The following is a 23193-nucleotide window of genomic DNA, read 5'->3' on the forward strand; positions in this document are numbered from 1 at the left end:
CGGGATCGGCGGGGCGTCGGCGTACGCGGAGCCTGTGAAGCGTGCCTGAGCCTTGTCCCCTGTGGACAGTTTCTGGCCGACGGGTGGGTTGTGACGTGTCGCATCCCACCTGTAACCGGCAGTTGGTCGCACTGAACGGTCGTTGGGTCGGCCGTTCAGTGGGACTAAACGCCGGTTACAGCCAGGCGGAGGCTTGACGCGCGACCCGAACCAGCGGGTCCGAGGACCGACGGCGGGAGGACGCGGGACCGCCGTCGGTGCCGCGACGTAGGCTTGGACCAGGATGAGCACCCTGTTCCCGATGCCCGGCGCGACGGGTGCAGACGACCCCAGCGGACCCGACGGACCGACCCGCACGACGCCACGCCGATCGGCGCCCGAGGAACTGCTGGCGGGCCTCAACGACTCCCAGCGCGCGGCGGTCGTGCACGCCGGCGCGCCGCTGCTCGTGGTCGCCGGGGCCGGCTCCGGCAAGACGCGGGTCCTGACCCGGCGCATCGCCTGGTTGATCGACGAGCGGAGGGTTCACCCGGGCTCGATCCTGGCGATCACGTTCACCAACAAGGCCGCTGCCGAGATGAAGGAGCGGGTCGAGGACTTGGTGGGCAGGCGGGCCCGGATCATGTGGGTCTCGACCTTCCACTCCGCCTGCGTGCGCATCCTGCGCAAGGAGATCACCGCCCTCGACGTCGACGAGACCACCTACAAGTCCAACTTCTCCATCTATGACGCAGCCGACTCCAAGCGTCTGATGTCCCTGGTCCTCAAGGACCTCGAGCTCGACCCGAAGCGCTATCAGCCCGGCGCGGTGCTCCACTGGATCAGCAACCACAAGAACGAGCTGCGCGACCCCGAGGACGCCGCCAAGGAGGCGAGCAACAGCTTCGAGGAGGCCTACGCGTCGGCATACACGCGCTATCAGCGCCGCCTGCGCGAGGCCAACGCGCTCGACTTCGACGACCTGATCATGATGACCGTGCGCCTGTTCCAGACGCTCCCGGACGTGCGGGAGAACTACCGCCGCCGCTTCCGGCACGTGCTGGTCGACGAATATCAGGACACCAACCATGCGCAATACGCGCTGATCCACCAGCTCTGCGGCCACGACCTCGAACGGGGCGACACTCCCGGCAACGAGCCGAGCGAGCTGATGGTGGTCGGGGACGCCGACCAGTCGATCTATGCGTTCCGGGGCGCCAACATCCGCAACATCCTCGACTTCGAGAAGGACTTCCCGGACGCCACCTCCATCCTGCTCGAGCAGAACTACCGCTCGACCCAGACGATCCTCACCGCCGCCAACTCGGTGATCAAGAACAACGCCGGCCGTCTCGAGAAGCGCCTGTGGTCGGACGCAGGTGACGGCGAGCGGATCGTCGGCTATGTCGGCGACGACGAGCACGACGAGGCGCGGTTCGTCTCCGAGGAGATCGACAAGCTCGTCGACACCGGCCGGGTCAAGGCCGCCGATGTCGCCGTCTTCTATCGCACCAATGCCCAGTCCCGGGTCTTCGAGGAGGTCTTCATCCGCACCGGGCAGCCCTACAAGGTCGTGGGCGGTGTGCGGTTCTATGAACGCCGGGAGGTCCGCGACGCGTTGGCCTATCTCCGGGTCCTGGTCAACACCGCCGACGAGATCTCCCTGCGCCGCGTCCTCAACACTCCCAAGCGCGGCATCGGCGATCGTGCGCAGGCATGCGTCCAGGCTCTCGCCGAGCGCGACCGGATGACCTTCTGGGAGGCCCTGGTCCGCGCCGACGAGGCGCCCGGGCTCGCCACGCGTTCGGGCAAGAACATCGCGGGCTTCGTCGCGCTGATCCAGGAGCTGCAGTCGATGGTGGCCGCCGACGAGCGTCCCGACGTCATCTTGGAGTCGGTGCTCGAGCGCTCCGGCTATCTCAGCGAGCTGGAGGCCAGCGACGACCCGCAGGACGCGACCCGGGTGGAGAACCTCGCCGAGCTGGTCGCAGTGGCCCGCGAGTTCTCCGACGACCCGCAGCCCGGGCCGTCCGCAGACCCGGCCGACGTCGAGGCCGGCATCGTGGCGGTCGGGCTGGGCGACTTCCTGGAGCGGGTGGCGCTGGTCGCCGACTCCGACCAGATCCCCGATGCTCCCGACGGCGAGGACGCCGGGGTCGTCACGCTGATGACCCTTCACACGGCCAAGGGCCTGGAGTTCCCCGTCGTCTTCCTGACGGGCCTCGAGGACGGTGTCTTTCCGCACCAGCGCTCGCTCGGCGACCAGCCCGAGCTGGAGGAGGAGCGACGCCTGGCCTATGTCGGGGTGACCCGCGCCCGCGAGCGCCTCTACATCTCCCGCGCGATGGTCCGGTCGGCCTGGGGGGCGCCCTCGCACAACCCGGCGTCGCGGTTCATCGACGAGCTCCCGGTCGACCTCGTCGACTGGCGTCGGACAGCGCAGGCCCAGACTCGCTGGGGCAGGCCCGACCTGGCTGCGAGCTCGCCTGCCCGGATGGGCGCCCCGACGGCGGCCGGTCGTCGCAACTTCTCGGCTGCTGCAGCGCGCGCCGACGTCGCAGCCAAGGCCAAGCCCGCCCGCCAGATCCCCTCGCTGTCACCGGGCGACCGGGTGCTGCACGACTCGTTCGGGATGGGCACCGTCGTGGCGCTCGAGGGCGCGGGCGACAAGTCCGTCGCCTCGATCGACTTCGGCAGCGACGGCGTCAAGCGCCTGCTGCTGCGCTATGCCCCGGTCGAGAAGCTATAGCTGCGGTGCGACGCCGTGCTCGAGCAGTGCGGTGAACGGGTCGACCGGGTCGCCGGCGCCGGGACGGACCTCGAGGTGGAGGTGGGGGCCGGTCGAGTTGCCGGTGGAGCCGACGGTGCCGATCGGCTGGCCGCCGCGGACGACGTCGCCCACGTCGACGAGGAACGAGGTCTGGTGGCAATACCAGATCTCGGTGCCGTCATCGAGGGTGATGACCGTCTTGTTGCCGTAGGACCCGTCATAGCCCACCTCGGTCACGACGCCGTTGGCGACCGACATGATCGTGGAGCCGCTCGGCGCTGACATGTCGAGCCCGGTGTGCACCGTCGACCACAGGTAGCTCGAGGCGCCGAAGGTGGCGGAGACGCGGTAGTCGGCCAGCGGGAGCACCCACTGGTTCTCCTTGATCTTGGCTGCCTGCTTCTCGGCGGCCTTGGCGAACTGCTCGAGCGCGGCGTGCTGCTGCTCGGCCTGCGCCTCGGCCTTGGCGATCAGCTTCTGGTTGGCGGCGTCGGCCAGGGCGTCGCGGCGGGAGTCACGCGAGACGATGGCGGCGCGGTGTCCGGCTGCGGGTGCGACGCTCGACAGGCTGCTGCCGGCTGCGGCCATCGCGCTGGAGGGAGCGGTGACGGTGCCGGCCAGGTCGGTGTCGGCCGCGGTGACGGCGCCGCCGGCAGACACTGCAAGGGCAGCGATGCCGGCCACGATCGGAGCCGACGGAAGGGTGCGGAGCAGGGGGTGGCGGGTGCTGGGCTTCTCCGCCTTGCGCCGACCGACAGGGGTTGCCGAGACCTCACGGCGAGAGCCGCGGTGCGCTCGGTGGTTTCCCATGTATGAAGTCCTTCGGGGCCGGGTACGGGGGGTGTTCGGACACGCGACGACAGACTGTAACGGATTGATCACGAGTGTCGAAATGCAGGTGGTTCGATTGTGGACGACAGGGTCCGGACTCGCAGCCGTTCGGCGCAGATCACCCGTGTGACCGCGGGCACGCCCCGCCTTGCCGGCGCTCTCAGCCCCGCGCGGAACGATAGCGATCCAGCGCCTCGACACGCTCCGCGGCGTGGTCGACGATCCGCAGTGGATAGCCCGCGTCATGGCCGACCTCGGACCGCCAGGGCTCGTGCGCGACCGGTCCCTCGAGGTGGCGGAGCTCGGGCACCCAGCGGCGTACGTAGTCGCCCTCCGGGTCGAACTTCTTGCCTTGCGTGATCGGGTTGAAGACGCGGAAGTATGGCGACGCGTCGGTGCCGGTCCCGGCCACCCACTGCCAGCCGTGGTTGTTGGAGGCGATGTCGCCGTCGAGCAGCAGTGAGAGGAAGTGGCGCGCACCCACCGGCCACCAGACGTGGAGGTCCTTGGTCAGGAAGGACGCCGTGATCATCCGCACCCGGTTGTGCATCCAGCCCGTCTCGCGGAGCTGGCGCATCCCCGCGTCGACGATGGGGAAGCCGGTCGTGCCGGTGCGCCAGGCCTCGATGGCGTCGTCGGGGTCGTCATAGGTCATCGCGGACAGCGCGGGCTTGAGGTCCGACCAGGCCGAGCCGGGGTTGTGCCACAGCACGTCGGCATAGAAGTCGCGCCAGGCGAGCTCGGTGGCGAAGGTCGAGGCTGGATCCAGCTCCGCCAACAGCGTCCTCGGGTGGAGCAGGCCCAGGTGCAGGTATGGCGAGAGCCGCGACGTGCCGTCATGGTCGGGCCGGTCCCGTTCGACCGCGTAGTCAGCCAGACCGTCGTCGCGGAAGGCGTGCCACCGGCTCCGGGCGGCGTCCTCGCCAGCGTGCGGCAGCTCGAACGGCGCTCGAGCCACCGCGTCGGTCAACATGCGCACGGCCTCCGGGTCGGAGTCGGCGGGCGCGAGGTCGGGGGAGTCGGGGGCTGCTGCGGGTGCTGCCCAACCGTGGTCGCGCCAGGCGCGCGCGAAGGCGCTGAACACCTGGTAGGGACCGCCCGAGCCGTTCGTGACCAGCCCGGGTCCCACGGCGTAGGGAGAGCCGGTGGCGACCAGGTCGACCCGCTCGCCGACGGCGGCGTCGCGCCGGCGACCGAAGGGGGTGGTCTCGGCGCTGATGTGGACGGCCCCGGCCCCGGCGTCCTCGGTGACCTGCGAGACCACGGCGGCGGCATCGCCATACCTGATCGTCAGCGGGATCCGCTCGGCCAGGTCCAGCACGTTGGCGGCGAGCCAGGCACGTCGCCCGGGACCTGCCGAGGACCACAGTGCCGGGTCGACCACGAACAGCGCCGTCGTCGGACCGTGCGCCAGCGCGGCCTGCAGCGCCGGGTTGTCGCGGAGCCGGAGATCGCGTCGGAACCACATCACCGAGGACATCGCGTCACGGTACCGGCCTGTGACCCGACCTCCGTGTGACCGGGAATACAGGTCTAAGGTGCCAAGGAGAATTCCCGGAGTCATATCCGCAAACAAAAGGACTGGGTTACGTCGTGGACTTGATGGAATATCAGGCGAAGGAGCTCTTCGCCAAGCACGGAGTGGCAGGCGCCCTCGGCAAGACCGTTCAGACCCCGGAGGACGCCCGCGCGGCCGCCGAGGAGATCGGTGGAGTCGTGGTCGTCAAGGCACAGGTGAAGGCCGGAGGCCGCGGCAAGGCGGGCGGCGTCAAGGTCGCCAAGACGCCGGAGGAGGCCGAGGAGGCCGCTCGCGCGATCCTGGACCTCGAGATCAAGGGCCTGCCGGTCAACCGCGTCCTCGTGGTTCCGGGCGCCTCGATCGAGGAGGAGTACTACTTCTCCTTCCTGCTCGACCGCTCCAACCGGTCCTACCTCTGCATCGCGAGCGTCGAGGGTGGGGTGGAGATCGAAGAGGTCGCCAAGACCAACCCGGACGCGGTGAAGAAGATCCCGATCGACGCCGGCACCGGTGTCGACGAGGCCAAGGCCACCGCCATCGTCGACGAGGCGGGCTTCCCTGCCGAGCTGCGCGACCAGGCGATCCAGATGGTCCAGCAGCTGTGGACCGTCTTCGTCGAGGAGGACGCGACGCTCGTCGAGGTCAACCCCCTCGCCCGCCTGACCGGCGACAAGCTCGAGGCACTCGACGGCAAGGTCTCGCTCGACGAGAACGCCGGCTTCCGCCACCCCGAGCACGCCGCCTTCGAGATCCGCGAGGAGGCCGACCCGCTCGAGGCGAAGGCCAAGGACAAGGGTCTCAACTACGTCAAGCTCGACGGCCAGGTGGGGATCATCGGAAACGGTGCCGGACTGGTCATGTCGACCCTCGACGTCGTCGCCTATGCCGGGGAGAAGCACGGTGGCGTCAAGCCCGCCAACTTCCTCGACATCGGTGGCGGTGCCAACGCCAAGGTGATGGCCGACGGCCTCGACGTGATCCTCAACGACGAGCAGGTCAAGAGCGTGTTCGTCAACGTCTTCGGTGGCATCACCGCGTGTGACGAGGTCGCCAACGGCATCGTCGGCGCGCTCGAGATCCTTGGTGACAAGGAGAGCAAGCCGTTGGTCGTGCGCCTGGACGGCAACAACGTCGAAGAGGGTCGCCGCATCCTCAACGAGGCCAACCACCCGATGGTGACGATGGTCGACACCATGGACGGTGCGGCCGACAAGGCTGCCGAGCTCGCCAACGGCGCCTGAGACCACGAGGACGAGAGAGAACCCCATGAGCATTTTTCTGAACAAGGACTCCAAGATCATCGTCCAGGGCATGACCGGCGGGATGGGTGCCAAGCACACCACCTTGATGGTCGAGTCCGGGGCCAACATCGTCGGTGGTGTCAACGCCCGCAAGGCCGGCACCACCGTCGAGCTCGGCGGCCAGGAGCTGCCCGTCTTCGGCACCGTCGCCGAGGCCATGAAGGAGACCGGCGCTGACGTCTCGGTCGCCTTCGTGCCGCCGGCGTTCACCAAGGACGCCTGCATCGAGGCCATCGACGCCGAGATCCCGCTCCTCGTCGTGATCACCGAGGGGGTGCCCGTCCAGGACACCGCCGAGGTCGTCGCCTACCTCGAGGGCAAGTCCACCCGGATGATCGGCCCCAACTGCCCCGGCATCATCACGCCGGAGGAGTCCCTGGCCGGCATCACCCCGCACACCATCGCGGGCAAGGGCCCGGTCGGTCTCGTCTCCAAGTCGGGCACGCTGACCTACCAGATGATGTACGAGCTGCGGGACTTCGGCTTCTCCACCGCCATCGGCATCGGCGGCGACCCGATCGTGGGCACCACCCACATCGACGCGCTGCAGGCGTTCGAGGACGACCCGGACACCAAGGTGATCGTGATGATCGGCGAGATCGGTGGCGACGCCGAGGAGCGCGCCGCCGACTACATCAAGGCCAACATCACCAAGCCCGTCGTCGGCTACGTCGCCGGCTTCACCGCCCCGGAGGGCAAGACCATGGGTCACGCCGGCGCCATCGTCTCCGGCTCCGCAGGCACCGCCGCGGCCAAGCAGGAGGCGCTCGAGGCGGTCGGTGTGAAGGTCGGCAAGACGCCGTCCGCGACCGCTGACCTGGCTCGGGAGATCTTGCAGGGCCTCTGACACCAGTCCAACGTCATACGCCCCCGCACCAGTTGGTGCGGGGGCGTACGACGTTCGTCAGCGTTTGGCGCTGGGCAGGTCGCTGAGCCGCTCGAGGGCCCGCTCGGCAGTGGTGACGAAGTCGTCGCGCCGCATGGTCATGCGGTCGGACGGGGTGAAGCCGAGCTGGGAGACGGCGTTGCCGTCGCGCATGATCGCCATCCAGAACTGGATGGTCACCCGGTCGGAGATCTCGAACCCGAGGTCCCAGACCGTCAGGTCGGTGTGCTTGGAGGAGCGGGTGACCAAGGTGTCGACGGTGGTGCCGAAGGACGCCTCGCCACACTTGCGGATGCGCTCACGAACGCCTCCGACGAAGGCCTTGGCGCGCTGGGTGGGCAGCGAGGCGACTGTGTGGGTCAGGCCGAACGTGTCGAGCTTGCTCTGCGGGAACACGAAGGTCCGGGTCAGGCTGTGCTTCATGCCCTTCTCGCGGAACTGGATGTTGTCGCAGCGGGTGGACGCGTAGTTCTTGCGGGCACGCTCCGGGTCGGTGCCCACCCAGGGGCCGACGGCTCCGCTGACCGGAGGCAGGTCGACGGCCTGGAGGAGGCCGGCGGGGCGGCCGAGGGAGAAGGGATCCCTGGCCCTGACCTTCGGCGGGCCCGCGCACACACCCGAACCAGTCTCGCCGCACGCTGCGTTCACGGCAGCTGCGAGAGCGGTGGCTGCCGTGCGGGAGTCGACGGGCCTGCGCGTCGAGCGGACCATCGTCGTCACCGTCAGCCGGCCACTGCGGGCCACTCCGACGGTGACCTCCGCCGGCTTCTTGTTCCAGGTCCGCAACCTCATCACCGTCGCCTCGTCGCCGACCCGCGACACGGTGTCGGTGGAGATGAGCTGGGCTCGCGCGTCGATACAGCCGGCGAACCACGACCGGGCGGTGAGGTAGGTCGATCGTGCCTGTCCCGCGTCCGTGGAGAGCTCGAGGATCTCGACGGCGGTGGCCTGTTGCTCGGTGCTGGTGCTCCGCTTGGTGCTCGTCCGGCCCTTGCGCTTGACCTTGCGGGTCCTGCTCACCTCGGCGGTGCCGGAGAAGGTCCGCACGAGCGCGTCGACGCCTGCGGGATCGGCGAACCTCGCCTGCTGGCACGGCATCACCAGTCCGCTCCCGGCCAGGTTGTCGCTGGTCTCGGCGGCCGCCCAGTCCAGGCCGCGCGCATATCGCTCGACCTGTGCGGGGGCCAGGAGTGCTGACTCGTCGAGCTCGGCGGGCTGGGTCGGGGCGGGCTGGCGCACGGCGACCGTGGGGAGTGCGCTCTCCTCGTCCAGCGACGTCGGCTCGGCGCCGCCGGAGGCGACGATGCTGCCGGAGACGACGAGGGCCGCTGTGGCCGCCACAGATCCGATCAGGGTGTGTGTCCGGCGACGCGCCGTGCCTGCGCGGCGCACGATCGTGCTGCGAGGCCAACGGATGTCGTCGAGCGGTCCGGCCAGCTCCTCGAGTGCGCCGCGAACTCCGCTGAGCGGCACGCCACGCGCGCTGGTGAACTTCGCCACCGCGCTGCGCAGCTCCTTCTCCGCCTCCGCCTGCGGCTGCCCGATCTCTCGGGCGATCTCCACGATCGTCGCGGGTGTCAGCGCGACGAGGACCAGGGCCTTGCGCTCGACACCGGTCAGCTCGGACAGCGAGTCCAAGGTGGCCACGACTGCCGGGTCGAGGCCCTTCTCGCGGTGCCACGGTCGCGCGGCGTGCCGGCGCTGGGCCCGGGCATAGGCGAGGGTCCGGACGTGGGTCTCGGGGTCGTCGAGACGCGACACCTTGCGCCAGTGGTGCCAGGCCACCGAGAACGCGTCCCGGACGGCGGTTCGCGCAGCGGGCAGGTCGCCGGTCAGGGCATAGGCCTCCAGCATGAGGCCGTCGCGCGTCTGCGCGTAGAAGGAGTCGAACGTTTCGGGGCTGCCCATGACGCGTTCCACGGTACGTGAGCAGGGGTGGGCGCGCACACTCAGGCGGGCCTGGACACGGCTCGGCGTGGGAGCGTCATCTGCCTCGCGTCGCGCGCCATGATGGCGAAGTCATGACCTCACTGCTCGTCGACCAACGATCCCGGGCCGCCGGTCCGCAGACCGCGCGACCTCTGGTCCTGATCGCGACGCTGGGCGGGATGGTGGCCGCGCTGGGGCCGATGGTGGTGTTCGCGGCGGTCGGCGTCGTCGGCTGGTTCGGTGCCGATGCCGGGGCCCACGGAGCACCTCGCGACGGCATGCGGACCGGCGTGCTCGCGTGGCTGGTGGCGCACGGCTCGGGCTTCACGGTGGACGGTGTGGACGTCGATGTCCTCCCGTTGGGCCTGACGCTCCTCTGCGGGTGGGTGATGTGGCGCCTGGCGCACCGGGTGGGTGACCTCCTCTCGGGCCACGGTCCCGACGCCGACCGGATCATGGACGGCGAGCGCGACCTGACGGTGCCCACCGCCGCAGTGCTGTTCTTCACCGGCTATGCGGTCGTCGCGGTGGTCGCAGCCAGCGTGGCCGCGACGGTCCAATCCGCCCCGAGCGTGCCCCGGGTGGTCTTCACCAGCCTGGCGATGAGCGTGGTGCTGGCCCTGCCGGCGATCGCCATCGGTTCTGGCCGGGCCGCGATCTGGGCGGCCCTGGTGCCAGCCGTGGTGAGACAGGGTGCAGCCACCGGACTCGCGATCCTGACGGGCTTCCTGGCGGCGTCGGCCGTCGCCCTCCTGCTCGCGTTCGGTCTCGGTATCGGGCAGGCCGCGACCACGATGGACCAGCTGCACCTGACCTGGGGTGAGGGCGCTGCCTATGCCGTGGGCAACGCGGTGTTCGTCCCCAACGCCACCCTGTTCTCCGGGTCCTTCCTGCTCGGCCCCGGGTTCGCCGTCGGAGGCAACACACTGGTCTCGACCGAGGCCGTCGTCCTCGGCCCGCTCCCGCTGTTCGCGCTGCTGGCCGCACTACCCGCGGCCGGTGTTCCCGCGGGGTGGGTCTCGTCGCTGGTGCTGCTGCCGTCGGTGGTGGCTGCGGTGGCAACGGCTCGGTGGCAGCGCAAGCACCCCGCCCTCGGCTGGGTGGAGGCTGCCCTTCGCGGGTGCGGCGGCGGAATCAGCGCGGGAGTGGCCTTCGGGTTGCTCGCCTCGCTGGCCGGCGGCGCCGCCGGCCCCGGACGGATGCGTCACGTCGGCCCGTTCGTCCCCGACGTGCTGGTCGCGGCCATCACCGCCTTCGGTCTGGGCGGTCTGGTGGGTGCACTGGTCATGACCTGGTGGCAGCGACGGCGATCCGCGGACGCCATCACCACCTAGACTTCCGCCGCGTGAGCACCCGCATCGTCGTCCTCGTCTCCGGCGCCGGCACCAACCTGCAGGCACTGATCGACGCCTGCGCGGATCCGGCGTACGGCGCCCGCATCGCCGCCGTCGGCGCCGACCGGGACGGCATCGAGGGCCTGGCCCGGGCCGATCGGGCCGGCATCGCCACCTTCGTCGCACGGGTGGGGGACTTCTCCTCGCGTGAGCACTGGGACCGGGCCCTCGCCGACAAGGTCGCCGCCTTCGAGCCGGACCTCGTGGTGCTCGCCGGCTTCATGAAGCTCGTCTCCGAGGACTTCCTGGCCCGCCTCACCACCGTCAACACCCACCCTGCGCTGTGCCCGGCGTTCCCGGGCACCAACGGCCCGGCCGCCGCGCTCGCCTACGGCGTCAAGGTCACGGGGGCGACGCTCTTCGTGGTCGACGGGGGAATCGACACCGGGCCGATCGTCGCCCAGGTGGCCGTGCCGGTCGAGGACGACGACGACGTGGAGTCCCTGCACGAGCGGATCAAGGTGGCCGAGCGACAGATGCTCGTCGATGCAGTCGGCCGGATCGCGCGCGACGGGCTGGTCGTCGAGGGCCGCAAGGTGCGCATCGGCACCCCAGCCCCTTAGTCTGACCCCACACGACTGGCGCAGGTGGGCAACCACCAGGGAGTGACCGCGCAGAGCATCGACCGCCTGGGTGCTCGCCTCGATCCATCAGGAGAGTCCGTGTCCGATCAGATCCCCTTCCGTCGCGCCCTCGTCTCGGTCTTCGACAAGACCGGTCTCGAGGACCTCGTCCGTGGCCTCCACGAGGCGGGCGTCGAGCTCGTCTCCACCGGAGGCAGTGCCAAGCTGATCGAGAGCCTGGGGGTCCCGGTCGTCAAGGTGGAGAGCCTCACCGGCTTCCCCGAGTGCCTCGACGGGCGGGTCAAGACGCTTCACCCGCGCGTGCACGCCGGCATCCTCGCCGATCGGCGCCTCGACTCCCACGTCCAGCAGCTCGCCGAGCTCGAGATCGAGCCCTTCGACCTCGTCGTCTCCAACCTCTATCCGTTCACCCAGACCGTCGCCTCCGGTGCCACGCCCGACGAGTGCGTGGAGCAGATCGACATCGGCGGTCCCTCGATGGTGCGGGCCGCGGCCAAGAACCACCCCAGTGTCGCCATCGTGACCTCGCCGGATCGCTATGCCGAGGTCCTGCGGGCCGCGAGCGACGGGGGCTTCACCCTCGCCGAGCGCACGAGCCTGGCGGCGGAGGCGTTCGTGCACACCGCGACCTATGACGTCGCCGTCGCCTCCTGGATGGGCAACGTGCTGACCGACACCAGCGATGGCAGCGGCTTCCCGGCCTGGATGGGCGCGACCTGGAACAAGCAGGCGAGCCTGCGCTACGGCGAGAACCCCCACCAGTCAGCAGCCCTCTATGTCAACGGATTCGTCCCCGAGCCGGGTCTCGCGCAGGCCGACCAGCTGCACGGCAAGGAGATGTCCTACAACAACTACGTCGACGCCGACGCCGCCCGTCGGGCCGCCTTCGACTTCGACGAGCCCGCCGTCGCGATCATCAAGCACGCCAACCCGTGTGGCATCGCGGTGGGGACCGACGTCGCGTCGGCGCACCGCAAGGCCCACGCCTGCGACCCGGTCTCCGCCTTCGGCGGGGTGATCGCCACCAACGTGCCCGTCTCGGTGGAGATGGCCCGCCAGGTGGCCGAGATCTTCACCGAGGTGGTGGTGGCGCCGGCATACGACGACGGTGCCGTGGAGGTGCTCGCGGCGAAGAAGAACATCCGCCTGCTCGAGTGCGCCCCGCTGGCCCGGAGCGGGGCCGAGATCCGACCCGTCTCGGGCGGGCTGCTGCTGCAGGCGCGCGACACGATCCAGGCTCCCGGCGACGACCCCGCCTCGTGGGAGCTCGCCACCGGTGAGGCCGCGTCCGAGGCGGTGCTGGCCGATCTCGTGTTCGCCTGGCGTGCTTCCCGGTCGGTGAAGTCCAACGCGATCCTGCTGGCGAAGGACGGCGCCTCGGTCGGCGTCGGCATGGGCCAGGTCAACCGGGTCGACTCGTGCCGCCTCGCGGTCGAGCGCGCGGGTGAGCGCGCTGCCGGATCGGTGGCCGCCTCGGACGCGTTCTTCCCGTTCGCCGACGGCGCCGAGGTGCTGATCGACGCCGGCATCAGCGCCATCGTGCAGCCCGGCGGGTCGGTGCGCGACAGCGAGGTGGTCCAGGCGTGCGCCCAGGCCGGCATCACCATGTACTTCACCGGCACGAGGCACTTCTTCCACTGATGCTGCGCTCCCTCAAGGGGGTCCTGCCACCCACGAAGCTCGAGCGCGACCTGGCGCTGCAGTCGGTGCTGTCGGCGTTCGCCACGGGCTCCTTCATCACCGGTACGGCGGTCTTCTTCACCCAGATCGTCGGGCTCACCGGCTCCCAGATCGGTCTGGGCCTGTCGGCAGCGGCGCTGGTGTCGCTCGCCCTGTCGATACCGCTCGGGCGGCTCAGCGACCGCGTCGGAGCCAAGCGGCTGTGGATCATCAGTGCGGCCCTCGAGTCGCTGCTCTACCTGGCCTGGCCCCTGGCGTCCGGCTTCGCCTCGTTCGTGGTCCTGCTGGCAGTCCTCGCGTCGGTGGAGACAGCGGGACGCTCGGCACGCAACGTCTATCGGATCGAGGTGTTCCCCCGTGAGACGCGGGTCGCTGCGATGGCCTACCAGCGCGCGGCCCGCAACGTCGGCTACACGCTCGGGGCGGGAGCGGCCGGCGTGGCGCTCGGCATCGGCACCCGAGAGGCGATCATCGCCATACCTCTCGTGACGGCGGCGCTGCTGGTCGTCAACGCGGTGATGGTGTCCTTCCTGCCCGTTCTCGAACGCCGGGTCGAGGTGACCACGGGGCCGGACCTCCACATCTCCCCGGGTGCCTTCAAGAACCTCGGCTTCGTCGCCCTCGGGGTCTGCAACGGGGTCCTGGCCTCCAACCAGGTGCTGCTCAACGTGGTCGTGCCCCTGTGGCTGGTCGAGCGCACGGACGCTCCGCAGGCCCTGATCGCCTGGCTGTTCGGCACCAACACGGTGCTGGCGGTGCTGCTGCAGGTCCGCGCCTCGCGTGGGGCGGACTCGGTGGACGGCTCCCTGCGGGCGGTGCGGCGGTCCGGCCTTGCGTTCGTCCTCTCGTGCGCGATCCTCAGCGTCACCCACGAGACCGCCGGCTGGGTCTCGATCGTGCTGATCTGGGCCGGCCACATCACCATCACCGGCGCCGAGCTGTGGAACTCCGCTTCTGACTGGGGCTTCACCGCCCAGCTGTCCGACCCCCGCAGGCTCGGGGACTACCAAGGCGTCTGGGGACTCGGCTATCACGTCGAGCCCATCGTCTTCCCGGCGCTCTACACCTACCTCGCGTTCACCTGGGGCACCCCCGGCTGGGCCGTCATCGCCGCCATCGGCGTGGCCGCAGCCATCGCCTCCCATCCTGCCGCGCGTGCAGCAGAGCGCTACCTTGCCCGTCATGGCGACATCGCGCCCGCGTCGCTCGCCCCCCGTCCAGTCCAGGAGCCCACATGACCGCACAGACCCTCGACGGCGCCGCCACGCTGCGCACCATCAAGGCCGAGCTCGCCCAACGAGTCGCTGCGCTCAAGGCCCGCGGCGTCACCCCCGGCCTGGGCACCGTGCTGGTCGGCGACGACCCGGGATCCCACTGGTATGTCGGGGCCAAGCACAAGGACTGTGCTGAGCTGGGCATCGAGTCGATCCGCCGCGACCTTCCCGCGAGCGCCACCCAGGCCGAGGTGGAGGCCGTGATCGACGAGCTCAACGCCGACCCTGCCTGCACCGGCTTCATCGTCCAGCAGCCCACCGGGCTCGACGAGTTCGCGCTGCTGTCCCGGGTCGACCCGGCCAAGGACGTCGACGGGCTCCACCCGACCAACCTCGGCAAGCTCGTGCTCGGCGAGCCGGGTCCGCTGCCGTGCACGCCGGTCGGCTCGATCGAGCTGCTGAGACGGCACGGCGTGCAGATCGCCGGCGCGGAGGTCGTCGTGGTGGGTCGCGGGCTCACCGTCGGGCGCCCGCTGGGCCTGCTGCTGACCCGGCGCTCGGAGAACGCCACGGTGACGCTGTGCCACACCGGCACCGTGGACCTCGCAGCACACGTGCGGCACGCCGACATCGTGGTCGCGGCCGCAGGCGTGCCGGGAATCATCACCGCCGACATGGTCAAGCCGGGCGCTGCCGTGCTCGACGTCGGCGTCTCGCGGGTGGACGGCAAGGTCACCGGCGACGTGGCGCCGGACGTGTGGGACGTCGCGGGCTGGGTCTCACCCAACCCCAAGGGTGTCGGTCCGATGACCCGCGCGATGTTGTTGAGCAATATCGTGGAGATCGCCGAGCAGACCCACCCCAGCTGAGAAGGACCTCGTGACCGACCCCCTCGATCCACCGCTGGACGGACGCCCGCACGACGATCGCCCGCACGACCAGGACGCCACGACCTGGATCGCGCCGCCCGAGGACGTGCCGCCGATCTCGGCCGAGGACCTCGTCGACGGGCAGCACGGGGACGAATCCGGGGCCGACGGGGTGCTGGAGGAGCGGCGCTATCCGTCGACGATCGGCGGAGCCTTCTATCTCGCTGTGCTCGCCACGACGATCGCCGGGCTGGCCGTCGTCGCGTTCGTCGACTGGCGCATCGGGATCCGGGTGATGGGCGGGGCCCTGATCCTCGGCGCGGTCGTTCGCCTGGTGCTGCAGCCGCGGGACGCGGGCATGCTCGCCGTACGAGCCAAGACGCTCGACGCGACCCTGCTGGCCGGGCTCGGGGCGGCGCTGATCTTCCTGGCCACCTCGATCCCGGACCAGCCGGGCTTCTAGCTCAGATCAGACCGAGCTCCTTGACGGCGTCGCGCTCCTCGGCCAGCTCGGCCGTCGAGGCGTCGATCTTGCCGCGCGAGAAGTCGTCGATCTCCAGGCCCTGGACGATCTCCCAGTCGCCGTCCTTGGTCGTGACGGGGAACGAGGAGATGAGACCCTCCGGCACGCCGTAGGACCCGTCCGACACGACCGCCATCGAGACCCAGTCGTCCTTGGCGGAGCCGAGCAGCCAGTCGCGCGCGGCGTCGACGGTGGCGGAGGCGGCAGAAGCCGCCGAGGACGAGCCGCGGGCCTCGATGATCGCCGCGCCGCGCTTGGCGACGGTGGGGATGAAGTCGTTCTCGAGCCACCCCTGGTCGTTGACCAGCTCGGCGGCGTTCTTGCCCTTGACCTCGGCGTGGAACAGGTCGGGATACTGCGTGGCCGAGTGGTTGCCCCAGATCGTCATCTTCTTGATGTCGGTCACGGCCGCCCCGGTCTTGGCCGCGAGCTGCGAGATCGCGCGGTTGTGGTCGAGACGCGTGAGCGCGGAGAAGCGCTCCTTGGGGATGTCGGGGGCGTTGGTCATCGCGATCAGGGCGTTGGTGTTGGCCGGGTTGCCGGTCACGCCGATGCGGACGTCGTCGGCCGCGACCGAGTTGAGGGCCTTGCCCTGGGCGGTGAAGATCGCGCCGTTGGCGGAGAGAAGGTCCCCACGCTCCATGCCGGGACCGCGCGGGCGGGCGCCGACCAGCAGGGCGAGGTTGACGCCGTCGAAGATCTTGTCGGCCTCGTGGCCGATCTCGATGCCGGCGAGGTGCGGGAACGCACAGTCGTCGAGCTCCATCACCACGCCCTCGAGCGTCTTGAGGGCCGGCTCGATCTCCAGCAGTCGAAGCTCGATGGGGCGGTCGCCGAGCAGCGAACCGCTCGCGAGGCGGAACAGCAGGCTGTAGCCGATCTGGCCGGCCGCACCGGTGACGGCGACCTTCAAGGGAGTGGTGGTCACGAGGACTCCTGTAGGGCAAGTTGAGGTGTGGTTGATCTGCGAGCGACGCTAGCAGCGCCGCTCGCCGTCGAGCCCACGAGGGCTGGCTGGCATTCTCCTCCCATGCCGAGCACCCGCCTCGTCCGACGACGAGCCGTCCAGATCGCGGTCACCGCCGTCGTCCTCGCGGTCAGCGGATGCAGCGCTGGCGAACCGCGTTCGATCGGTCCGGCAGGGGTGGACGGCCTCGACATCCCCACCCGTTCGCCCGATCCGGTGGACTTCGTCGACACGATCGACAACCCGTGGCTGCCGCTCGTCCCGGGGAGCCGCTGGGTCTACGAGTCCAGTGACGGCGAGACCATCACCGTGTCCGTCCCCGGCGGGACCGAGCTCATCGCGGGAGTCGAGGCCACCCTGGTCGAGACCCTGGTCGAGCGTGGTCGCCGCAGCGAGTCGTCGAAGCGGTGGCTGGCCCAGGACCGGGCCGGCAACGTGTGGTCGTTCGGGGCCGAGTCCGACGCCGTGGACTGGACGGCGGGGGTCGCCGGCGCCCAGGCGGGCCTGGTGATGCCGGCACGACCGCGCCTCGGCGACGGGTTCCGCCGACAGCTCGTCCCGGGTGTCGCCGACGGGCGCTCAGAGGTGGTCGACCTGTCCGCGAGCGCTTCGGTGCCGTACGGCGAGTGGAGCGACCTGCTGGCGATCCGCGAGACCGACGGCCTGGATCCGGCGGTGAGGGCCGTGGCCTACTACGCGGTGGGCACCGGGCTGGTCCTCACCGAGACGGCGCAGACCCAGACCCAGCTGGTCTCGTTCACCCAGCCCTGACGGGCAGTCGGACGGCGCCGAAGGTCAGTCCGGGCGCCGCACCTGGGTGCGGCCGTCCTCCTCGTCGTCGCCGACTGGCTGTCCCCAGTGCTGCGGCGCGGGCGGCTGTGCGGGCGGCTGCTGCGGCCGGGCATAGGGATCGGTCGACGGCTGTCCCCAGTGCTGGGCGGGCTGCTGTGCGGGCTGGGGGACCGGCGGCGGGGGCACGGGCGCGGCCGGCGGCTGTCCCCACTGCTGCTGGGCGGCAGGCTGGCCCCACTGCTGTCCCTGGTTCCACTGCTGCTCATAGCCGGTCGGCGGCGCGTAGGACTGCTTCTGCCTGCGCCCACCGCCGGAGCCGAGCCCGGATCCGGCGACCGGCGCCGAGCCCTGCCCGAAGACCAACGGATAGAGGAGCCCGGCGGCAGCGGCGCCGACCAGGGGGGCCACGACGAACAGCCACAGCTGGATCATCGCGTCGACCCCGCCGAAGAGTCCGACCCCGATGGAGCGGGCCGGGTTGACCGAGGTGCCGGTCGCGCCCATGGACGCGAAGTGGATCATCGCCAGCGCGAAGCCGATGGCCAGCGGACCCATCACCGCCTGGAGCTCGTTGCGCTCGTCGGTGACTGCGAGGATGACCAGCAAGAAGATCAGGGTGAGGAGCATCTCCAGCAGGAGCGCTGCCCACCACACGTAGCCGCTGCCCTCGTCGCCGAACGAGTTGGCGCCGATGCTGCCCTCGCTGGAGTAGCCCTCGAAGCCGTGCAACAGGCCGAAGAGCACGGCGCCGGCCAGCACGGCGCCGACGAGCTGGGCGGCGACGTACAGCGGCATCGAACGCCACGGCAGGCGGCCGCCCAGGACGGCGCCCAGGGTCACTGCCGGGTTGAAGTGTCCCCCGGAGATCCGGCCCACCGCATAGGCCATGACCACGACCGTCAGGCCGAAGGTGAGGCCGGTCGTGAGGTAGTCGCCGCTGCTCATCACCGCGGCGCCGCAGCCGAAGAACACCAGGACGAAGGTGCCGAGCAGCTCTGCTGCGAACTTCTGACCGCCTGTCGGTGCCGCGGCCGGACTCGCGCTCGTGGTGGTCGGGCTGGTCGGGCTAGTCATGTGCGGCTGCCTTCCTCACGTCGTCGCAAGCGCCCACCCCCGTGGACCAAGGTGCACTCTAGCGACGAGGTGGACGGTGGTGCGAGGCTAGGGGACACCGGCATCAGGTATCTTGACGTCAAGGCAAATTGCCGCGTACTCGCACGCCACGTCCCAAGGAGCGCTTCGTACCCATGGCCAAGATCATCTACACCCACACCGATGAAGCACCCATGCTGGCGACCTACTCCTTCCTCCCCATCATCGCGGCCTACGCGAGGACCGCAGGGGTCGAGGTCGAGACGCGCGACATCTCCCTCGCCGGCCGGATCATCAGCCAGTTCCCCGAGCGGCTCACGGCCGACCAGCGCATCGACGACGCGCTAGCCGAGCTGGGGGAGCTGGCCACCAGGCCCGAGGCCAACATCATCAAGCTGCCCAACGTGTCCGCCTCGCTCCCGCAGCTGAAGGCAGCCATCGAGGAGCTGCAGGGCAAGGGCTACGACCTGCCCGACTATCCCGAGAACCCGCAGTCCGACGAGGAGAAGGCCACCCGCGCGAAGTACGACAAGGTCAAGGGCTCCGCGGTCAACCCGGTCCTGCGCGAGGGCAACTCCGACCGGCGTGCGCCGGCAGCGGTGAAGAACTACGCCCGCAACCACCCGCACTCGATGGGCGCCTGGAGCAAGGACAGCAAGACCAACGTCGCGACGATGGGCGCGCACGACTTCCGCTCCAACGAGAAGTCGGTGGTGATCGAGTCCGACGACACCTTGACCATCAAGCACGTCGGCGTCGACGGCACCGAGACCGTGCTCAAGGACGCGGTGCCCGTGCTGGCCGGTGAGGTCATCGACGCGACCTTCATGAGCGTGGCCGCGCTGCGCACCTTCCTGACCGAGCAGGTCGCCCGGGCCAAGGCCGAGGACGTCTTGTTCTCGCTGCACCTCAAGGCCACGATGATGAAGGTCTCCGACCCGATCCTCTTCGGGCACGCGGTCCAGGCCTTCTTCCCCACCCTCTTCGAGCAGTACGGCGACGCGCTGACCGCCGCCGGCATCTCACCCAACGACGGGCTCGGCGGGCTCCTCGCCGCGGCCGAGAAGCTGCCTGAGGGGGCTGCGATCAAGGCAGCCGTCGAGCAGCGCCTGGCCGAGGGCCCCGACCTCGCCATGGTCGACTCCGACAAGGGCATCACCAACCTGCACGTCCCCTCCGACGTGATCATCGACGCCTCGATGCCGGCGATGATCCGCACCTCGGGCCAGATGTGGAACTCCGCGGGCGAGCAGCAGGACACCCTCGCGGTGATCCCCGACTCCTCCTACGCCGGCGTCTACCAGACCGTGCTCGACGACTGTCGCGCCAACGGCGCCTTCGACCCCGCCACCATGGGCTCGGTGCCCAACGTCGGCCTGATGGCCAAGGCGGCCGAGGAATACGGCTCGCACGACAAGACCTTCGAGATCGCCAGCGCCGGCAGCGTGCAGGTCGTCTCGGCCGGGGGTGACGTCCTGATCGAGCACGACGTCGAGCCCGGTGACGTCTGGCGCGCCTGCCAGACCAAGGACGAGCCGATCCGCGACTGGGTCAAGCTCGCCGTCACCCGTGCCCGCGCCACCGGTGTGCCTGCCGTGTTCTGGCTCGACGAGACGCGCGCCCACGACGCCAACCTGATCGCGAAGGTGAAGCAATACCTTCCCGAGCACGACACCGACGGGCTCACGATCGAGATCATGGCTCCGGCCGAGGCGACGGCATACTCCCTCGAGCGGATCCGCAAGGGCGAGGACACCATCTCGGTGACGGGCAACGTCCTGCGCGACTACAACACCGACCTCTTCCCGATCCTCGAGCTGGGCACCAGCGCCAAGATGCTCTCGGTCGTCCCCCTGATGAACGGCGGCGGGCTCTTCGAGACAGGTGCCGGCGGTTCGGCGCCCAAGCATGTCCAGCAGCTCGTCAAGGAGAACTACCTGCGCTGGGACAGCCTGGGTGAGTTCTTCGCGCTCGCCGCCTCGTTGGAGCACCTCGCGTCCTACGACGACAACGAGCGCGCCAAGATCCTCAGCGACACCCTGGACCGCGCGACGGAGACGTTCCTCAACGAGGACCGGTCCCCGGGGCGCAAGCTGGGGACCATCGACAACCGTGGCTCGCACTTCTACCTCGCGCTCTACTGGGCCGAGGAGCTCGCGAAGCAGACCGACGACGCCGACCTCGCGAGCTCGTTCGCGGCGCTCGCCGGCACCCTGCGGGAGAACGAGTCGAGGATCGTCGAAGAGCTCATCTCGGTCCAGGGCCAGCCGGCCGACATCGGCGGCTACTACGAGCCCGACGACGAGCTGGCCACCAAGGTCATGCGCCCCAGCACGACGTTCAACGAGGCGCTCGATTCGCTCTGAGGCCCCCGAGGTCGAGGTTCGCCACCTCGGCCTCGCGGTCCTTGCGCTCGCCATGGGCGGCTTCGCGATCGGGACCACGGAGTTCGTCACGATGGGTCTGCTGCCGCAGATCTCTCGGGGCGTCGAGGTCTCGATCCCGCGAGGGGGTCACGTCATCTCGGCCTACGCCCTCGGCGTGGTCGTGGGGGCGCCCGTCCTCGCCTTCCTCGGCGCCCGCCTCCCGAGGCGGGCACTCCTGCTGGCGCTGACCGGGGCGATCGTGCTCAGCAACGTCGCCACGGCGCTGGCATCGTCGTACGGCGCGATGCTCGTCGCCCGGTTCGCGGCGGGCCTGCCGCACGGCGTCTACTTCGGCGTCGCGTCGCTGGTGGCGGTGAGCATGGCGCCCCCCGGTCGTCGTGGACGAGCCGTCGCGGCGGTGATGCTGGGGCTGAGCGTCGCCAACGTCATCGGTGTCCCGGCAGCCACCTGGCTCGGGCAGCACCTGGGGTGGCGCTCGGCGTTCTGGGTCGTGGCAGCACTCGGGGTGCTCACGTTCCTGCTCGTCGTGGCCTTCGTGCCCAGCGTCCCCGGCGATCGCGAGGCCAGCGGCCGACGGGAGCTGGCCGCCTTCGCCGTGCCGCAGGTCTGGCTGACGCTGCTGGTGGGCGCCGTGGGTTTCGGCGGCATGTTCGCGGTCTACACCTACATCGCGCCGACGGTCACCGATGTCGGCGGGCTCGCGGAGTCGGCCGTGCCCATCTTCTTGCTGGCCTTCGGCCTGGGGATGGTGGTGGGCACCTGGCTCGCGGGGATCCTGGCCGACTGGTCCAACTTCGGGTCGCTGGTCGTGGGCGCCGCCGGGATGGGCGTCACCATGGTGCTGTTCTGGCTGGCGGCCCCGGGCGGCTGGCTGGCCCTGCCGGTGGTCTTCGCGATCACGGCGCTGGGGTCGGTGCTCGTGGTCAACCTGCAGCTGCGCCTGATGGACGTGGCGGGAGACGCCCAGTCGCTGGGGGCCGCCCTGAACCATGCCTCGCTCAACATCGCCAACGCCCTGGGGGCGTGGCTCGGCGGGCTGGTCATCGCCGCCTGCCTGGGCTACCGCGCCCCGGCCCTGGTCGGGGTCGCACTGAGTGCTGCCGGACTGGGGCTGCTGCTCGTCGCCGGGGCATCGCACCGCCGTACCCCCTCCGGTGTGGCCTGATCGCGGGCCGGATGAGCCGAGAAGGCCCCCTCACGCCGAACGGCGTGAGGGGGCCCCGCGATGTCTGCCGTCGCTCAGAGCGTCCAGCAGTTGCTCAGCTGGGGCAGCCCGGTGAAGCGGGCCTCCCAGAACGGCAGGGCCGTGTTGAGGTGGGGGATCATCCCGCCGATGTGCAGGGGCGCCAGGTTGGTGCGGAAGCGGACGTTGGCCCCCTTGCCACACCATGACTTCGCCATCGCCTTGCCCTGGGCGTAGGGGATGGTGTCGTCGAGCGCCGAGTGGTTGACCAGGACCGGCACCTGGGGCTTGATCTTGCCGATCCGCTGCGCCTCGACCATGGACCGGATGGGCTCCAGGGTCAGGAAGGACGAGATCGGCTGCCCGTTCGCAGTGAGGGTCTCGGACTTGACGAACGCGTTGCTGAACAGGTCGAAGACGCAGTCCTGCTCGACGTCGGTCATCGCCTTGACGCCGGCGGCGTTGAGGTAGGGACTGAAGTCCATGTCGTAGCTGTCCGCCAGCCCACGCAGAGCGAAGAAGCCGAAGGCTGAGAAGAGGCTGCCGTCGAGGTTCTTGGCGACCGCTGCCAGGTCCGCCGGCACGGCGCCGACGACCGCACCCTTGAGCCTGAGCTCCGGGGCGTACGTCGAGGCGAGCTCGACCGCTGCTGCTGCCGCGCCCCCGCCCTGCGAGTAGCCCTGGAGACCGACGGGGCTCGTGGCGGAGATGCCGACCCCGAGGCGCTGGGCGGCCCTGACGATGTCGAGGACGGCCCTGCCCTGGGACACCCGGTCCATGTAGGTGTGGATGCCGGCGGTGCCGAGGCCCTCGTAGTCGGTGATGGCGACTGCATAGCCGCGGGCCAGCAGCGGCTCGATGCCGATCGCCTCGTACTCGAGGCCCTCGGAATACATCCGCGACGGGGCGCAGCGGTCGGCCATGCCCTGGGTGCCGGCGGCATAGCCGATGACGGGGCGGGTGCCCGGGCCGATCCAGGGCGCGTTGGGGACCAGCACGCTGCCGGACACGGCGATGGCCCTGCCGGCGCGGTTGGTGGTCTTGTAGAGCACGCGGGTGGAGTTGCGCACCAGGCTGGTGGCGTCGAGCGGGTCGAGCAGGTAGGTGAGCTTCTCGGACCGGATCACGCTGCCGTTGGTGCTGGGCAGGGTGGCCGGGGCCTCGTAGAACGCGGGGCGCGGAGGCTCGACGACCTCGGCGTGTGCTGGCGTCGCCAGCACGGCGGTGGACACTCCCATACCCACCACCGTGCAGAACGTCGCGACGATCGTGCGTGCGCGATTCATTTTCAGT

General features: G+C 70.1%; 18 protein-coding genes and 1 riboswitch. Of the genes, 12 read left to right on the forward strand and 6 right to left on the reverse strand.

Annotated features, from left to right (window positions below; genetic code table 11):
• Positions 1-283: 283 nt before the first annotated feature.
• Complete coding sequence (gene pcrA / locus G7071_RS08650) at positions 284-2728, forward strand: DNA helicase PcrA (protein WP_246210581.1); 2445 nt, start codon at positions 284-286, stop codon at positions 2726-2728.
• On the opposite strand, the gene G7071_RS08655 is transcribed toward pcrA, so the two are convergent.
• Both G7071_RS08655 and G7071_RS08660 read right to left on the reverse strand, forming a co-directional pair.
• Positions 2723-3559 (reverse strand): M23 family metallopeptidase, encoded by an 837-nt coding sequence (locus G7071_RS08655; protein WP_166317455.1) that lies wholly within the window; start codon positions 3557-3559, stop codon positions 2723-2725. The genes pcrA and G7071_RS08655 overlap by 6 nt on opposite strands.
• Before the next feature lie 181 nt (positions 3560-3740).
• Positions 3741-5060, reverse strand: coding sequence for a cryptochrome/photolyase family protein (locus G7071_RS08660; protein WP_166317458.1), 1320 nt, complete (start codon positions 5058-5060; stop codon positions 3741-3743).
• Positions 5061-5173: 113 nt separating this feature from the next.
• Here G7071_RS08660 and sucC point away from each other — a divergent pair, with 113 nt between their 5' ends.
• Together sucC and sucD are read left to right on the forward strand one after the other, a co-directional pair.
• On the forward strand, positions 5174-6340 hold the full coding sequence (sucC, locus tag G7071_RS08665) for an ADP-forming succinate--CoA ligase subunit beta (protein WP_166317461.1): 1167 nt from the start codon (positions 5174-5176) through the stop codon (positions 6338-6340).
• A 25-nt stretch (positions 6341-6365) separates the two neighbouring features.
• Positions 6366-7247, forward strand: coding sequence for a succinate--CoA ligase subunit alpha (gene sucD / locus G7071_RS08670; protein WP_166317464.1), 882 nt, complete (start codon positions 6366-6368; stop codon positions 7245-7247).
• Positions 7248-7304: 57 nt separating this feature from the next.
• Here the strand turns inward: sucD and G7071_RS08675 are convergent, their stop codons facing one another.
• A complete protein-coding gene (locus G7071_RS08675; protein ID WP_166317467.1) occupies positions 7305-9194 on the reverse strand; it encodes a hypothetical protein in 1890 nt (629 codons plus the stop codon).
• Positions 9195-9307: 113 nt separating this feature from the next.
• Between G7071_RS08675 and G7071_RS08680 the strand changes: the two genes are divergently transcribed.
• The 6 genes from G7071_RS08680 to G7071_RS08705 all read left to right on the forward strand — a co-directional run bounded on the left by G7071_RS08680 (position 9308) and on the right by G7071_RS08705 (position 15419).
• Positions 9308-10549 carry a cell division protein PerM gene (locus G7071_RS08680; protein WP_166317470.1) on the forward strand — a complete coding sequence of 414 codons (1242 nt, stop codon included), beginning with the start codon at positions 9308-9310 and terminating at the stop codon, positions 10547-10549.
• A gap of 11 nt (positions 10550-10560) precedes the next feature.
• The gene (gene purN, locus G7071_RS08685; RefSeq protein ID WP_166317473.1) at positions 10561-11172 is read left to right on the forward strand and encodes a phosphoribosylglycinamide formyltransferase; all 612 of its coding nucleotides are present in this window, start codon (positions 10561-10563) and stop codon (positions 11170-11172) included.
• A 1-nt stretch (position 11173) separates the two neighbouring features.
• Positions 11174-11251: riboswitch (ZMP/ZTP riboswitch) on the forward strand.
• Between the two features lie 20 nt (positions 11252-11271).
• On the forward strand, positions 11272-12834 hold the full coding sequence (gene purH, locus G7071_RS08690) for a bifunctional phosphoribosylaminoimidazolecarboxamide formyltransferase/IMP cyclohydrolase (RefSeq protein ID WP_166317476.1): 1563 nt from the start codon (positions 11272-11274) through the stop codon (positions 12832-12834).
• Positions 12834-14111 carry an MFS transporter gene (locus G7071_RS08695; RefSeq protein ID WP_206062953.1) on the forward strand — a complete coding sequence of 426 codons (1278 nt, stop codon included), beginning with the start codon at positions 12834-12836 and terminating at the stop codon, positions 14109-14111. The genes purH and G7071_RS08695 overlap by 1 nt, the downstream gene beginning before the upstream one ends.
• Positions 14108-14956, forward strand: coding sequence for a bifunctional methylenetetrahydrofolate dehydrogenase/methenyltetrahydrofolate cyclohydrolase (locus tag G7071_RS08700; protein ID WP_166317479.1), 849 nt, complete (start codon positions 14108-14110; stop codon positions 14954-14956). The genes G7071_RS08695 and G7071_RS08700 overlap by 4 nt, the downstream gene beginning before the upstream one ends.
• Positions 14957-14966: 10 nt before the next feature.
• Entirely contained in the window at positions 14967-15419 is a 453-nt protein-coding gene (locus G7071_RS08705; RefSeq protein WP_166317482.1) for a DUF3017 domain-containing protein, read from the forward strand.
• A 1-nt stretch (position 15420) separates the two neighbouring features.
• Here G7071_RS08705 and G7071_RS08710 read toward each other — a convergent pair whose 3' ends face one another.
• Positions 15421-16407, reverse strand: a complete 987-nt coding sequence (locus G7071_RS08710) for a malate dehydrogenase (protein ID WP_166317485.1) — start codon at positions 16405-16407, stop codon at positions 15421-15423.
• A gap of 102 nt (positions 16408-16509) precedes the next feature.
• Between G7071_RS08710 and G7071_RS08715 the strand changes: the two genes are divergently transcribed.
• Entirely contained in the window at positions 16510-17217 is a 708-nt protein-coding gene (locus G7071_RS08715) for a hypothetical protein (protein WP_166317488.1), read from the forward strand.
• Positions 17218-17241: 24 nt separating this feature from the next.
• Here the strand turns inward: G7071_RS08715 and G7071_RS08720 are convergent, their stop codons facing one another.
• A complete protein-coding gene (locus G7071_RS08720; RefSeq protein WP_206062954.1) occupies positions 17242-18312 on the reverse strand; it encodes an MIP family channel protein in 1071 nt (356 codons plus the stop codon).
• A gap of 173 nt (positions 18313-18485) precedes the next feature.
• Between G7071_RS08720 and G7071_RS08725 the strand changes: the two genes are divergently transcribed.
• Both G7071_RS08725 and G7071_RS08730 read left to right on the forward strand, forming a co-directional pair.
• Entirely contained in the window at positions 18486-20696 is a 2211-nt protein-coding gene (locus G7071_RS08725; protein ID WP_166317491.1) for an NADP-dependent isocitrate dehydrogenase, read from the forward strand.
• A 52-nt stretch (positions 20697-20748) separates the two neighbouring features.
• Positions 20749-21882: an MFS transporter gene (locus G7071_RS08730; protein ID WP_166317494.1), complete on the forward strand. Its 1134-nt coding sequence runs from the start codon at positions 20749-20751 to the stop codon at positions 21880-21882.
• Between the two features lie 74 nt (positions 21883-21956).
• On the opposite strand, the gene G7071_RS08735 is transcribed toward G7071_RS08730, so the two are convergent.
• Positions 21957-23186 carry a lipase family protein gene (locus G7071_RS08735; RefSeq protein WP_206062955.1) on the reverse strand — a complete coding sequence of 410 codons (1230 nt, stop codon included), beginning with the start codon at positions 23184-23186 and terminating at the stop codon, positions 21957-21959.
• Positions 23187-23193: the final 7 nt, after the last annotated feature.

Origin of the sequence: Nocardioides piscis (genome assembly GCF_011300215.1) — a bacterium.
GTDB lineage: Bacteria > Actinomycetota > Actinomycetes > Propionibacteriales > Nocardioidaceae > Nocardioides > Nocardioides piscis.

Coding starts and splice junctions, on each gene's coding strand:
- G7071_RS08700 (WP_166317479.1), top strand. CDS start 14,108: ATGACCGCACAGACCCTCGACGGCGCCGCCACGCTGCGCACCATCAAG.
- G7071_RS08715 (WP_166317488.1), top strand. CDS start 16,510: ATGCCGAGCACCCGCCTCGTCCGACGACGAGCCGTCCAGATCGCGGTC.
- G7071_RS08725 (WP_166317491.1), top strand. CDS start 18,486: ATGGCCAAGATCATCTACACCCACACCGATGAAGCACCCATGCTGGCG.
- G7071_RS08720 (WP_206062954.1), bottom strand. CDS start 18,312: ATGACTAGCCCGACCAGCCCGACCACCACGAGCGCGAGTCCGGCCGCG.
- pcrA (WP_246210581.1), top strand. CDS start 284: ATGAGCACCCTGTTCCCGATGCCCGGCGCGACGGGTGCAGACGACCCC.
- G7071_RS08675 (WP_166317467.1), bottom strand. CDS start 9,194: ATGGGCAGCCCCGAAACGTTCGACTCCTTCTACGCGCAGACGCGCGAC.
- G7071_RS08735 (WP_206062955.1), bottom strand. CDS start 23,186: ATGAATCGCGCACGCACGATCGTCGCGACGTTCTGCACGGTGGTGGGT.
- G7071_RS08730 (WP_166317494.1), top strand. CDS start 20,749: ATGGGCGGCTTCGCGATCGGGACCACGGAGTTCGTCACGATGGGTCTG.
- G7071_RS08680 (WP_166317470.1), top strand. CDS start 9,308: ATGACCTCACTGCTCGTCGACCAACGATCCCGGGCCGCCGGTCCGCAG.
- G7071_RS08660 (WP_166317458.1), bottom strand. CDS start 5,060: ATGTCCTCGGTGATGTGGTTCCGACGCGATCTCCGGCTCCGCGACAAC.
- G7071_RS08655 (WP_166317455.1), bottom strand. CDS start 3,559: ATGGGAAACCACCGAGCGCACCGCGGCTCTCGCCGTGAGGTCTCGGCA.
- G7071_RS08695 (WP_206062953.1), top strand. CDS start 12,834: ATGCTGCGCTCCCTCAAGGGGGTCCTGCCACCCACGAAGCTCGAGCGC.
- sucD (WP_166317464.1), top strand. CDS start 6,366: ATGAGCATTTTTCTGAACAAGGACTCCAAGATCATCGTCCAGGGCATG.